This window comes from Mycobacterium sp. (assembly GCF_035653355.1).
GTDB lineage: Bacteria > Actinomycetota > Actinomycetes > Mycobacteriales > Mycobacteriaceae > Mycobacterium.
The window spans coordinates 1-13,181 of the sequence record NZ_DASRBZ010000389.1; the positions used below are offsets into that span (position 1 = coordinate 1).

The following is a 13,181-nucleotide window of genomic DNA, read 5'->3' on the forward strand; positions in this document are numbered from 1 at the left end:
GGGCCAGTCGGTTACGCCGCCTACCAGACGTACTTCGCATTACCCGATTCGGGATCAAACCCACAATTGCGCGGACTGTGGTACTCGTTCACCGCCGGCTCGGTGCGGGTGATCAGCCTCAACAACGACGATGTGTGCTTCCAGGACGGCGGCAACTTCTACATTCACGGCTACTCGGGCGGTGCGCAAAAGCGTTGGCTGCAATCTGAACTCGCCGATGCGCGCCGCGACCCGGCGATCGACTGGATCGTCGTCTGTATGCATCAGACGGCGATCTCGACCACCGACCGCACGAACGGCGCCGATCTGGGCATCCGCGAGGAATGGCTGCCGCTGTTCGACCGCTACCAGGTCGACCTGGTGGTGTGCGGCCACGAACACCACTACGAGCGTTCGCATCCGATCCGCGGCGTGCAGGGTGGCGACACCCGCACGCCGATACCCGTCGATACCCGCGCCGACGTCGTCGACACCACCAAAGGAACCGTGCACGTCGTTATCGGCGGCGGTGGCACGTCGTCGCCGTCGAACAAGCTGTTCTTCGCTCAGCCGCGGTGTCGCGTGGTGACCGGGATCGGCGAATTCGATCCTTCGATCGGCCGCAAGGCGCCGATTTATCTGACAGAGGACGCGCCGTGGTCGGCGTTCCGCGACCGCGACAACCCGTACGGCTTCGCCGCTTTCGAGGTCGATCCCGGCCAGCCGGGCGGCACGACGTCAATCAAGGCCACCCATTACGCGGTGCGCGGGCCCGCCGGTGCGCTGGCCGTCGTCGACCAGTTCACCATGACTAGACCGCGCGGCGGCTAATTGGTTTCACCTTCGGCGAATCCCACGCTTCTCAAGAAGAGGGATGTGTCGATGTGCCCGGCTACGAGCGACTCGGAGTTAGTACTACCACGGTCCGTGATTCCGGTATTGACTCGCGGGTCGGCGGCGGTGTGGGTTTTGTCAACCCCGATGTCCGCGCTGCGGTAGGTAGCCGGGTGGTGCGAACGAATTCTTTATGCCTCAACGTGTTTCAACTCCCAACCACGCTAGTTGTTTATCGGTGGTGGTTGGGGTTGGAAGGGTTCATACCACCACCAGTCGGCACGCTCGCCGGTAGGTCCCGGACACGGCGCCACCGCAGGCGGGGGCTGGGTTGGTGGGCGCGCCAGCGATCCCGGGCTCAGTACTCGGCCGGCGCTGTCGGTGACGATCAGAGCGTCTGCGGGTCCGGTGATGGTGATGACGCCACGATGGTGCAACCGGTGATGATACGGGCATAACAGCACCAGGTTGGCCAACACCGTGGGCCCACCGTCTTCCCAGTGTCGGATGTGATGGGCATGCAGGCCACGGGTGGCACCACAACCGGGAACCGCGCACATGCGGTCGCGATACTCCAGCGCGCGGCGAAGCCGCCGGTTGATCACGCGGGTCGCCCGGCCGGCACCAATAACCTCGCCGTGACGTTCGAACCAAACTTCACACGCGGCATCACACGTCAAGTATCGGCGTTCGGCATCGGACAGCAGCGGACCCAGATGCAGTGCCGCTGCGCGCTGCTCAACGTCGAGGTGCACTACCACGGTGGTGTGCTGCCCGTGTGGCCGCTGCGCCGCCTCGGTATCCCATCCCGCCTCGACCAGGCGCATAAACGCCTCGGCGGTGGTAGGGAACGGGGGCCGCTGATCAGAAGCGCCCCCGCCATCGCTGTGATCGTGCTTGTACTCGGCGATCAGCGCATCACGATGCGACGCCAAGGCGGCGTCGAACTTCGCGGCGTCATGACGGGGAAGGGTGATCCGATAGCAGCTGCCCCGCTCGTCAGAGGTTTTGGTGATCGAGCGCTCCGGCTCGCCGGAAGGTTCGGGTTCGGGCCGCGGTTCCAGCTTGACCGCGGTGCGCAACTGAGTGACCGTGGCGCAGGCCGCCAGCTGCGCGTAATGCTCATCGGATCCCTCCCCGGCCCGCGCCGCGATCACGCCGACCTGATCGGCCGACAACCGGCCCTCACGCATACCTTCCGCGCAACGCGGGAACTCCTCCAGCCGGCTCGCGATGGCGGTGATGGTGTGGGCGTTTGCCGGCGAGCAACCGGTCTTCCAGGCCACCAACGCCGGCACGGACCGCGCACCGGTGGCACCCCACAATTCGTCGCGCTCGATCTCGGCCACGATCTCAACGATGCGCCCATCAATCGCGTTGCGCTGACCGCTCAACTCCGCCAACTCCTCAAACAGCACCTCAAGACGCTCGCAAGGACTCACCACCACGGCGCCAGCGGATGCGGTCGAAGACATGACGTCATCATCGCAGCCACCACCGACAAAAACGGGCCGCCCGATCCCGCATCCGGAACACAACCGGTCAAACCCGCAGCAACAACCGCGAATCCGCGTTCGTGACTGCTGTGGCACCAGATGCCGGTGTGATGTAACTAGCTATGCCAACCGCGAAGCCACTTCGGACACAACGGAATCAGCCGCCACGTCTACCTGCTCACCGGTCGCCAGGTCTTTCACGCCAACTGTGCCGGCGTCGATATCGCGGTCGCCGACGACCAGCGCGACGCGTGCACCGGAGCGGTCGGCGGCGCGCATCGCGCCTTTGAGACCCCGATCGCCGTAGGCGAGGTCGACGCGCAACCCCCGGGCCCGCAACTGGCCGGCCAAAACCGCCAGCTGCAGCTTGGCCTGATCGCTCAACGGCACGCCGAACACGTCGCATCGACTGCTCTCCCCCACCGTCCTGCCCTCGGATTGCAGGGCGAGCATTGTGCGGTCGACTCCCAGGCCGAATCCGATGCCGGACAGGTCGGCTCCACCGAGCTGGCGCATCAGCCCGTCGTAGCGTCCGCCGCCGCCGATCCCGGATTGCGCACCAAGCCCGTCGTGGACGAACTCGAACGCGGTCTTGGTGTAGTAATCCAATCCCCGCACCATGCGCGGATTGATGACATACGGCACGCCGAGCGCGTCGAGGTGGGCCAGCACGGTGTCGAAGTGCTGCTTGGCGACATCGGACAAATGGTCGAGCATCACCGGCGCGTCAGCCGTCATCGCCTTGACCTCCGGGCGCTTGTCGTCGAGCACCCGCATCGGGTTGATCTCGGCGCGCCTACGGGTTTCCTCGTCCAAGTCGAGCTGGAACAGGAAGTCCTGCAACAACTCTCGGTACTGGGGGCGGCAGGTCTCGTCGCCCAGTGAGGTGATTTCCAGCCGGAAGTCCTGCAGGCCCAGGGAACGAAAGCCGTTGTCGGCGACCGCGATCACTTCGGCGTCCAGCGCCGGATCATCGACGCCGATCGCTTCCACGCCGACCTGCTGCAGCTGGCGGTAGCGGCCGGCCTGGGGACGTTCGTAGCGGAAAAACGGGCCCGCATAACACAGCTTCACCGGCAGGGTGCCGCGGTCGAGCTTGTGCTCGATCACTGCGCGCACCACACCGGCGGTGCCCTCAGGGCGCAGGGTGACCGACCGGTCACCGCGGTCGCTGAACGTGTACATCTCCTTGGACACCACGTCGGTGGACTCGCCGACCCCGCGGGCGAACAGCGCGGTGTCTTCGAAGATCGGCAGCTCGACGTCGCTGTAGCCGGCGCGGCGCGCGGCGTCGAGCAGGCCGTCGCGCACCGCCACAAACCGCGCCGAATCCGGAGGGACGTAGTCCGGTACGCCCTTGGGTGCTGCGAATGGATTCACGGGCTGAGGCCTTCGAGGAACGGGTTGTGCCGGCGCTCGGCGCCGATCGTGGTCTTGGGACCGTGGCCGGGCAATACCACCGTGTTGTCGTCGAGCACCAGAAGTTTGTCGACAATCGAGCAGAGCAGGTCGCGGCCGCTGCCGCCGAACAGGTCGGTGCGGCCCACCGAGCGCTCGAACAGTGTGTCTCCGGTGAACACGACGTCGGACCCGTTCCCGCCGAGCCGGAAAACGACCGATCCGCGGGTGTGGCCGGGGGTGTGGTCGACGGTGACGGTGATGTCGGCCAGGTCGATCTTGTCCCCGTCGCGGTCGAGTTCGACGACCTGCTGGGGTTCACGAAACATCGCACTGAACAGGAGCTGGCCCAGCCGCGGACCGAAGCCCTTGATCGGGTCGGTGAGCATGAACCGGTCCTCGGGATGGATGTAAGCGGGGCAGCCGAAGGTGTCGGACACCTTCTGCGCCGACCAGATGTGGTCGATGTGGCCGTGGGTGAGCAGGACCGCCGCCGGGGTCAGCCGGTTCTCGTCGAGGATGCGCCGCAGCTGGCCCATCGCACGCTGGCCGGGGTCGACGATGATCGCGTCCGCGCCGGGATGCGGCGCCACCACGTAGCAGTTGCACTGCAGGAAGCCAGCGGGGAATCCGGTGATCAACACGGTTCCCAGTCTCCCATCCGCCACAGCCCACGGGTGGTGCGACCCGTGTTCAGGAGCGGCTGGCACACTCTGTCGAGACTCGAGAGAACGACGATGGAGGGTAGCGGCGGTGCCGAGCAATGAACAACGACGGGCGTCAGCCAAGCGCAAACTCGAACGGCAGATGGAGCGTCGTGCTGAGCAAGCCCGCCGGCGCCGGACCATGATCATCGTCGGTAGTTCGGTCGCCGCGGTGGTTGTGATCGCCGCGGCCGTGGCAACCCTGGTGCTCGCCAACCACGAGCACCACAACCGGACCGAGTCGGCGAAAAGCGGTACATCGGCGACGACTACCCCGGCCCAGCCCGCAGCACCCGGCGTGCCGCCGTTGCCGTCGTTCACGCCGTCGGCCAACCTGGGTGCCAACTGCCAGTACCCGCCGTCGCCGGATCCGGCGAGCAAGCCGGTGAACCCGCCGCGGTCGGGCAAGGTGCCGACGGATCCGGCGCAGGTCAGCGTCAGCATGGTCACTGATCAGGGCAACATCGGTCTGCTCCTCGACAACGCCAAGGCGCCGTGCACGGTCAACAGCTTCGCCAGCTTGGCCCAGCAGAAGTTCTTCGACGACACCCAATGCCATCGGCTGACCACCTCGCCGACGCTGAGCGTGCTGCAATGCGGCGACCCCAAAGGCGACGGCACCGGCGGGCCGGGCTATCAATTCGCCAACGAATATCCCACCGACCAGTACAAGACCGACGACCCCGCGCTGCACGAGCCGGTGCTCTATCCGCGCGGCACGATCGCCATGGCCAACGCCGGACCGAACACCAACGGCAGCCAGTTCTTCCTGGTGTACAAGGACTCTCAGCTGCCGCCCGAATACACCGCGTTCGGCACCATCCAGCAGGACGGCCTGGCGACCCTCGACAAGATCGCCAAGGGCGGCGTCGTCGGCGGCGGCCAGGACGGCGCACCTGTCACCAAGGTCACGATCAAGTCGGTGCGGCTGGACTGAGTTCCGCTCGGCCCTGGTAGCAGGGACCTAAACCGGGTACCCCGCTGGCGGTGGTTCGCCGGTGACGGGAGGCTGTGATGGCTGCCGACAGCGTGGCGCAGATTCGGTTCGGCGCTCCGGAAAACGTGCTGGAAGTGCAAGTGGGCAGCGTCGAGATCGACGTGCCGAGATCGGTCGGGTTTTTCGGTGGCCTGGCAGCCGCCGTCGGGCTGGGTTTCATCGAACCGCCACTGGCGGTGTTCATCGCTGCGGTGCCGTTGTTCAAGGCGTTGACCAACACCGCCTTTCCATGGTCGGTCCGTGTCGTCGGCGAGGTGCTCGAGGGCGCAGCGAAACCGGTGGGCAGTGACGCCGAAGGGGTGATCCAGCTGCGCGGCCAGCGTGAGCCGGAGACGAAAGTCGCCGACATGGGCTCGAGGCGCGGCGGCGCTCGGCGCACTAAAGGCTAGGCGGCAGAGGTCACCCGATAGACGTCGTAGACACCTTCGACGTTGCGGACGACGTCGAGCAGATGCCCCAAGTGCTTGGGGTCACCCATCTCAAATGTGAAACGGCTGATGGCAACCCGGTCGTTGGAGGTGGTCACCGAGGCCGAGAGGATGTTGACCTTTTCGTCTGCCAGCGCGCGGGTCACGTCCGACAGCAGCCGGTGCCGGTCGAGCGCTTCCACCTGGATCGCCACCAAGAACACCGACGACGGCGACGGCGCCCAGTGCACCTCGATGATGCGCTCTGACTGCTGGCGCAGCGAAGCGGCGTTGGTGCAGTCGGTGCGGTGCACACTGACCCCGCCGCCGCGGGTGACAAAGCCCATGATCACATCGCCCGGCACCGGAGTGCAGCACTTGGCGAGCTTGGTCAGCACGCCGGGCGCGCCCGGCACCGCGACGCCGGTGTCGTCGGTGCGCTGGCGGCGCGGCATGGTCGCCGGCGTCGACCGCTCGGCAAGCTCCTCTTCGGCCTGCTCGATGCCGCCGAGCTCGGCCAGCAGCCGCTGCACGACGTGCTTGGCCGATACGTGACCCTCTCCGATCGCGGTATACAGCGCGGAGACGTCGGCGTAGTGCAGCTCGTTGGCCACCGCCGCCATCGACCCGCCATTGACTAAGCGCTGCAACGGAAGTCCACCACGGCGCACTTCGCGGGCCATCGCCTCTTTACCGGCTTCCAGCGCTTCCTCGCGGCGCTCCTTGGCGAACCACTGACGGATCTTGGTCTTGGCGCGCGGCGACACCACAAACTGCTGCCAGTCGCGCGACGGCCCCGCGTTGGGCGCCTTGGACGTGAAGATCTCGACGACTTCCCCGTTTTCCAGCTTGCGTTCCAGCGCCACCAGCCGGCCATTGACGCGTGCGCCGATGCAGCGGTGCCCCACTTCGGTGTGCACGGCGTAGGCGAAGTCCACCGGCGTCGATCCGGCCGGCAGCGTGATCACGTCTCCCTTCGGGGTGAACACGAAAATCTGTTGCACCGCAAGGTCGTAACGCAGCGACTCCAGGAACTCGCCGGGGTCGGCGGCCTCTCGTTGCCAGTCGAGCAATTGGCGCATCCAGGCCATGTCGTCGATCTCGGCAGCGGCGTGCGGGTGCGGAACGCCGTTGCGGCCCTTGGCTTCTTTGTAGCGCCAGTGCGCAGCGATGCCGTATTCGGCGGTGCGGTGCATGTCGCGGGTGCGGATCTGCACCTCCAGCGGCTTGCCTTCCGGCCCGACGACCGTGGTGTGCAGCGACTGGTACACCCCGTACCGCGGCTGCGCGATGTAGTCCTTGAACCGGCCCGCCATCGGCTGCCACAGCGAATGCACCACGCCCACAGCGGCATAACAGTCGCGGATCTCGTCGCACAGAATACGGATGCCCACTAGGTCGTGTATGTCGTCGAAGTCGCGGCCCTTGACGATCATCTTCTGGTAGATCGACCAGTAGTGCTTCGGCCGGCCCTCGACAGTGGCGTTGATCTTCGACGCCTTCAGGGTGGCCACGATCTCGTCGCGCACCTTGGCGAGATAGGTGTCGCGCGACGGTGCCCGGTCGGCCACCAGCCGCACGATCTCTTCATACTTCTTGGGGTGCAGGATCGCGAATGCGAGGTCCTCCAGCTCCCACTTGACGGTGGCCATCCCCAGCCGATGGGCAAGCGGTGCAATGACTTCCAGCGTCTCGCGCGCTTTGCGGGCCTGCTTCTCCGGCGGCAGGAAGCGCATGGTGCGCATGTTGTGCAGCCGGTCGGCCACCTTGATCACCAGCACCCGCGGGTCGCGGGCCATCGCGATGATCATCTTGCGGATGGTCTCGCCCTCGGCGGCGCTGCCCAGCACGACCCGGTCCAGCTTGGTCACCCCGTCGACGAGATTGCCGACCTCATCACCGAAGTCCTCGGTCAGTTGCTCCAGCGTGTAGCCGGTGTCTTCGACTGTGTCGTGCAGCAGTGCGGCCACCAGGGTGGTGGTGTCCATGCCGAGCTCGGCCAGGATGTTGGCGACGGCCAGCGGGTGGGTGATGTAGGGATCCCCGGAGTGGCGCAGCTGGTCCGCGTGTCGCTGCTCGGCGACTTCGTAGGCGCGCTGCAGCAGCGACAGGTCGGCTTTGGGGTAGACCTGCCGGTGGACCGCGACCAGCGGTTCGAGCACCGGGTTGATGGCGCTGCGCTGCGCGGTCATCCGCCGCGCCAGCCGCGCCCGCACCCGCCGCGAGGCGCTGCTGGACGTCTTCAGCGTTTCGGTGCGGGCCTCGACCCGCGTCTCGGCGCGAGACTCTGTCGGCTCGTCGGCCCCCGGGATGTCGGCGACCGGCAGCGGCTGGGTGGTGGGCTGCTGCAGCGCTTGCGCGGTGCCCGGGTCGTCCGCCACGTTCGTCACCTCCGACCTCCCAGGATATCCCGCTTGAGCCGGATTGCCCCGGCTAGATCGCCCGCAAGCTGCGCACCGGCAGCGGCGCCAGCAACTCGCGGCCGCCCAGCTCAGCGAGCTCTAGCACCACCGCCGCCATGGTCACGACGGCGCCGGCGTGCTCGAGCAGCCGGTGCGCCGCGCCCAGGCTGCCGCCGGTGGCCAGCACGTCGTCGAGGATCACAACGCGCCGGCCCGCCAACTCAATCCCACTCGCCGGAATCTCCAGGATCGCGGTGCCGTACTCCAGCTTGTAGGCCTCGGCAAGCACCGGCGGCGGCAGCTTCCCGCCCTTACGGATGGCCAGCGCGCCGGTGCCCAGCCGGGTCGCGACAGCGCCGGCGACCAGAAACCCGCGCGCGTCGATGCCGGCCACCAGGTCGGCTCCGGCGGCGGCGTCGGCCAGCTCGTCGGTGACGGCCGCCAGTCCGCGCGGGTCGGCGAACAGCGGGGTGAGGTCTTTGAACTGCGTTCCCGGCCTAGGAAAGTCGGCCACTTCCCGGGTCAAGGATGCGATCAGTTCATCCACCGACGTGCCGCGGCCGCTCACCGCACCAGTACCCAGCGGTCCATGTTCCAACCAGCGCCCCAGCGGGTCGGGTTGCTGGTCACGGCATACATCTTCTTCGACGTGACCAGGGTGCGCTGTTGGCGGTACAGCGGCAGCGTCGGCATGTCGGCCCACAACACCGCGGCGCCGTCGCCCAGCAGCCGCGCGAGGTCTGCGGGATCGGCGGAGACGGCCTGGGAGCTGATAATGCCGTCGACTTGGCTGTTGCGGTAGCCGGAGAGGTTGTTGCCGTTGCCGCTGAACAGGTCGTAGCCGTCCATCGCCGACGATCCGGTCGACCCGCTTCCGGTGGCGCCACCGGTGCTGGCCAGCAACACGTCGATCTGGCCCGCCTTCAACGTCTGCGGGCCGGTCGCCGGTGAGGTGGCGTCGGAGACTGCAATGCCGGCCGGCGCGCAGGCTTTGGCGATGGTCCCGACGATGGCGGCCAACCGTGCGTTCGGTGCCCGGTAGCCGATCCGCACGGGCAGCGGCGAACCACCCAGCTCGTTGCGGGCGGCGTCGGGATTGGCGCGGATGAACGGCGCGGCCGCCGGGACGGCGCTCTCCGCTTGCCCCAGCGCATCGTCGGCGGCGGTATGCAGCCTCGCGTTGGCGATCGGCACCGCGGCGTCGCGTGCGATCACATCGCGTGGCGTACACATCGCAAGCGCGCGGCGGGCGCGGGTCTGCGACAGCGGACCCAGTGGCGCAAAGATCAACTGCTGGATGCCGCCCGACGCCGAGTCGGTGCGCTGGTAGTTGTCCGGGGTGATCAGCGATCCCGACGACCCGGCCGCGACGTCGACGACGTCGACGGACTTGTTGTTGATCCGGTCTTGGATGTCGGCTTCCTGCGGCCACACTGTGACCCGCTTGGTGACCGGCTTGGTGCCCCACCAGCGATCGTTGGCGACGAGCACCACCGCGCCGCCCTGCAGCACCGATTCGACCTTGTACGGTCCCGACGACGGGAAGTGCCGCAAGTCGAGGCCGGGTTTGAGGTCCCACGTCGTGTTCCATACCTGCGCAATGCGGTCCACTACCGGCGTGTTGTTGGTCTGCAGTGCGGCGGTGACGTCCACGCCCAGCTCGTCGGCGATCACGTGCGACGGCATCAGCGACGTCGCAGTGAACAGCTGGCTGTAGTCGACGGCATTGCGGTCAGGGGCAAACGACACGCGCGCCTTCTTCTGTCCGGGGTGGCAGTCGATGTTGGCGATATCGATGTAGCCCGCGCGGTTCGCGGCGTCGAAACCGGGGAACCGACCTGACTGCGCGGCCCAGGCCAGCACCAGGTCGTCACAGGTGACCGGCCGGCCGTCGGAATACACGGCGTTATCGGCGATCTGGTAATCCAGAACCAGCGGCGCGCCGCCGACCACCGAGACAGTGCCGAAGTCGTGGTCGGCGACAACCTGCCCGTCGGGCCCGTGGTAACCGAACCCGGTGAGCGTGCGGGCGAACGCCTGCGCTGCAGCTGACGCGGCACCGTTGACGGTATTGGCGTTGTAGGTAACCAATGTGCCGTCGACCGCATAGTCAATCTGGCCGGCGGCGCTGCCCGCGCAGGCCGCCAGCAATCCCAGGCTGGCGGCCACCAGTGTCGCCGCCAACGAGACCGTGGCCGCGCGCCGACACCAGAAAGCCATCCGCGCTATCGCTTGTTCCGCTTGCCGGTGGGCCGCCGCTGGCTACTGGTGGGCCGCACCGGGCGGGCGCCCGGTGCGGGTTTGCTTGGCGCCGGCTTGCTGTGAGCGGCCGCGGCTGCGGTGACCTCCTGCTGCGACTCCTCACCGGGTGGTTCCGTCGCGGATTCGGTTGCTGCCCCAGCCTTTTCGGACTCCCTGACACGCGATGGATCGCGGCGCCGCAGCACCCGTCGGGTGTGGCTGCGCACCAGTTCGGTGCGTTCCCGAAGGGTCACCAGCAGCGGGGTCGCAAAGAAGATGGACGAATAGGTGCCGACCAGGATGCCGATCAGCTGTACCAGCGCCAGGTCCTTGAGGGTGCCCACGCCCAGCAGCCACACCGCCACCACCAGCAAGGCGATCACCGGTAGCACCGAGATCAAGCTGGTGTTGATCGAGCGCATGAAGGTCTGGTTCACCGCGAGATTGGCTTGCTCGGCGAAGGTGCGCCGGGTGGTGTGCTGGAAGCCATGGGTGTTCTCCTCGACCTTGTCGAACACGATGACCGTGTCATAGAGCGAGAAACCCAGGATGGTCAGCCAGCCGATCACGGTGGCCGGGGTGACTTCGAAGCCGACTAGTGAATACACCCCGGCTGTCACGGTCAAGTCGAAGAACAAGGCCGCCAGCGCAGAAATCGCCATGTAGCGCTCGTAGCGCACGGTGATGTAGAGGGTGACCAGCACCAAGAACACCACCAGCGCGATCACCGCTTTCTTGGTGATCTGCCCGCCCCACGTTTCGGACACCGCGGAATCGCTGATCGCTTGCTTGCTGGGCTTGCCGTCGGCGCCTTTGGGATGAAACGCGTTGAACAGCGCGTCTTTCAGCTTCGCGGTCTGCTGGTTGGTCAGCGTTTCAGAGCGGATCTGCACGGTCGCCGAGGCGCCGTTACCCACGATCACCACCGACTCCGGATCGCTGCCGAGAGTGCGCCGGAAGACGTCTTCGACTTGGGCGACCCGGGCGTCACCGCGCGGGAACGACACCTTGGTACCGCCGGCGAAATCGATGCCGAAGGTGAACCCGCGGATCACGATGCTGGCGAGGGCGATCACGACGATCGCCGCGCTGACCGCATACCAAAACCGGCGACGACCGACGACCTCGAACGCGCCGGTGCCGGTGTAGAGCCGAGTGAAGAAGTTGTGGCGCGGCAGTTGGGTTTCGTCGCTGACGTCGAGCGCAGCCGCGGAGGTTTCGGTGAGTTCGGTTGCACCGCTTGTGGTATTCGCCTTGGAAGCCATCCCGCTATCCCCGTCCTACCTGTGCGGCGGCGCGGCGCTCGCGTGCGACCTGCTGAACCGCGCCCAGGCCGTTGAACTTCGGCTTGGCCAGCGTTGCCGACTTGGAAGCCAGATACACCAGCGGCCAGGTCACCAGGAACACCACGACGGTGTCAAGGATGGTCGTGAGCCCCAACGTGAACGCGAACCCCTTGACCTGTCCGATGGCCAGGAAGTACAGCACGGCGGCGGCCAGGAAGGTGACCGCGTTACCCGACAGGATCGTCTTGCGGGCCCGCGCCCAACCGCGAGGCACCGCCGAGCGAAACGAACGACCCTCGCGGATCTCGTCTTTGATGCGTTCGAAGAACACCACGAACGAGTCGGCGGTGGTGCCGATACCGATGATCAGACCCGCGATGCCGGCCAAGTCCAGCGTGTAGTTGATATATCGTCCCAGCAACACCAGGATGGCGAAAACCATTGCGCCCGAAGCGGCGAGCGATAGCGCGGTGAGCACACCCAAAGCCCGGTAGTACAGCAGCGAGTACACCAGCACCAGGGCCAGCCCGATCGCACCCGCAATGAGGCCCGCTCGCAGCGACGTCAAACCCAGTGTGGCCGAGACGGTTTCGGCTTCCGACGATTCGAACGACAGCGGCAGCGAACCGTATTTGAGCACGTTGGCCAGTTCCCTGGCCTGGCTTTGGGTGAAGTTGCCGGTGATCTGGGTCCGCCCGCCCGGGATCGCTTCGCGAATCTGCGGCGCGCTGACCACCTGCGAGTCCAAGGTGAACGCCGTTTGGGTGCCGACGTGGGCTGCGGTGAAGTCCGCCCAGGTGTTGGCTGCCCCGCTCTTGAACTGCAGGTCGACGACGTAGCCGCCGCTGTGCTGATCCAGGCCATAGCTGGCGTTTTGGATTTGGTCACCGCTGATGATTGACGGCGACAGTAGATAGGCGGTCTTGTGGTCGGTGGAACACGTCACCAGGGGCAGCTTGGGGTCGTCGTTACCGGCGAGGATGTCGTCCTGCCCGCAACGGGTGGCCTGGTACTGCAGGGCCAAAAACTGCACGCCCTGGTTGGTGCTCTGTCGCCACTTCTTCTCTTCGGTGATGCGCTCGGCGAGGTCTTTGCGTGGATCCGGTGGGGCCGGTTTCGCGGCGGGCGCCGGCGGTGCGGGCGTGGGCGTCGGGCTGGGTGCCGGCTCCAACGGGTACGGCCGCGGCTGCGGTGCCGGCTGTCCGCCGGGAGTTCCCGCCGGCGCTTCGCCGGGCTGACCGGGCGCTTCCGCCGGCGCTTCACCGGGCTGTCCGGGCGGGGCTTCCGGTGGCGCTTCACCGGGCTGGCCGGGCTGGGTGCCCGCCGGCGCTGGGCCGGGCAGCGGCTGCTGATCCGGCGGCGGTGCGGTCTCTGCCGGGATCGCGTTGATCACGGGCCGGATGTAGAGCCGCGCGGTCTGCCCGAGATTGCGGGCCT

11 protein-coding genes are annotated in these 13,181 nt (G+C 66.9%); 3 read left to right on the plus strand and 8 right to left on the minus strand.

Features of this window, described 5'->3' with window-relative positions:
* Nucleotides 1–810 (plus strand): metallophosphoesterase (locus VFA16_RS13480; protein WP_324968301.1); only part of this gene is annotated, 810 nt, incomplete at its 5' end.
* A gap of 227 nt (nucleotides 811–1,037) precedes the next feature.
* On the opposite strand, the gene VFA16_RS13485 is transcribed toward VFA16_RS13480, so the two are convergent.
* The 3 genes from VFA16_RS13485 to VFA16_RS13495 form a co-directional block, all read right to left on the minus strand.
* Complete coding sequence (locus VFA16_RS13485; RefSeq protein ID WP_324968302.1) at nucleotides 1,038–2,288, minus strand: HNH endonuclease signature motif containing protein; 1,251 nt, start codon at nucleotides 2,286–2,288, stop codon at nucleotides 1,038–1,040.
* A gap of 141 nt (nucleotides 2,289–2,429) precedes the next feature.
* Nucleotides 2,430–3,689, minus strand: coding sequence for a histidine--tRNA ligase (hisS, locus tag VFA16_RS13490; protein WP_324968303.1), 1,260 nt, complete (start codon nucleotides 3,687–3,689; stop codon nucleotides 2,430–2,432).
* Nucleotides 3,686–4,351, minus strand: coding sequence for an MBL fold metallo-hydrolase (locus tag VFA16_RS13495; protein ID WP_324968304.1), 666 nt, complete (start codon nucleotides 4,349–4,351; stop codon nucleotides 3,686–3,688). Before VFA16_RS13495 ends, hisS begins: the two co-directional genes overlap by 4 nt.
* A 109-nt stretch (nucleotides 4,352–4,460) precedes the next feature.
* Between VFA16_RS13495 and VFA16_RS13500 the strand changes: the two genes are divergently transcribed.
* Both VFA16_RS13500 and VFA16_RS13505 read left to right on the plus strand, forming a co-directional pair.
* Complete coding sequence (locus VFA16_RS13500) at nucleotides 4,461–5,348, plus strand: peptidylprolyl isomerase (protein WP_324968305.1); 888 nt, start codon at nucleotides 4,461–4,463, stop codon at nucleotides 5,346–5,348.
* Nucleotides 5,349–5,425: 77 nt separating this feature from the next.
* Nucleotides 5,426–5,797 carry a hypothetical protein gene (locus VFA16_RS13505; protein WP_324968306.1) on the plus strand — a complete coding sequence of 124 codons (372 nt, stop codon included), beginning with the start codon at nucleotides 5,426–5,428 and terminating at the stop codon, nucleotides 5,795–5,797.
* Here VFA16_RS13505 and VFA16_RS13510 read toward each other — a convergent pair.
* The 5 genes from VFA16_RS13510 to secD form a co-directional block, all read right to left on the minus strand.
* Nucleotides 5,794–8,196 (minus strand): RelA/SpoT family protein, encoded by a 2,403-nt coding sequence (locus VFA16_RS13510; RefSeq protein ID WP_324968311.1) that lies wholly within the window; start codon nucleotides 8,194–8,196, stop codon nucleotides 5,794–5,796. The genes VFA16_RS13505 and VFA16_RS13510 overlap by 4 nt on opposite strands.
* A gap of 52 nt (nucleotides 8,197–8,248) precedes the next feature.
* Nucleotides 8,249–8,827 carry an adenine phosphoribosyltransferase gene (locus tag VFA16_RS13515; protein ID WP_414687715.1) on the minus strand — a complete coding sequence of 193 codons (579 nt, stop codon included), beginning with the start codon at nucleotides 8,825–8,827 and terminating at the stop codon, nucleotides 8,249–8,251.
* Nucleotides 8,782–10,437: an ABC transporter substrate-binding protein gene (locus tag VFA16_RS13520; protein ID WP_324968308.1), complete on the minus strand. Its 1,656-nt coding sequence runs from the start codon at nucleotides 10,435–10,437 to the stop codon at nucleotides 8,782–8,784. Before VFA16_RS13520 ends, VFA16_RS13515 begins: the two co-directional genes overlap by 46 nt.
* A gap of 5 nt (nucleotides 10,438–10,442) precedes the next feature.
* Entirely contained in the window at nucleotides 10,443–11,723 is a 1,281-nt protein-coding gene (secF, locus tag VFA16_RS13525; RefSeq protein WP_324968309.1) for a protein translocase subunit SecF, read from the minus strand.
* 4 nt (nucleotides 11,724–11,727) lie between these two features.
* Nucleotides 11,728–13,181, minus strand: a 1,454-nt coding sequence (gene secD, locus VFA16_RS13530) for a protein translocase subunit SecD (RefSeq protein WP_324968310.1), incomplete at its 5' end; no start/stop codon positions are given.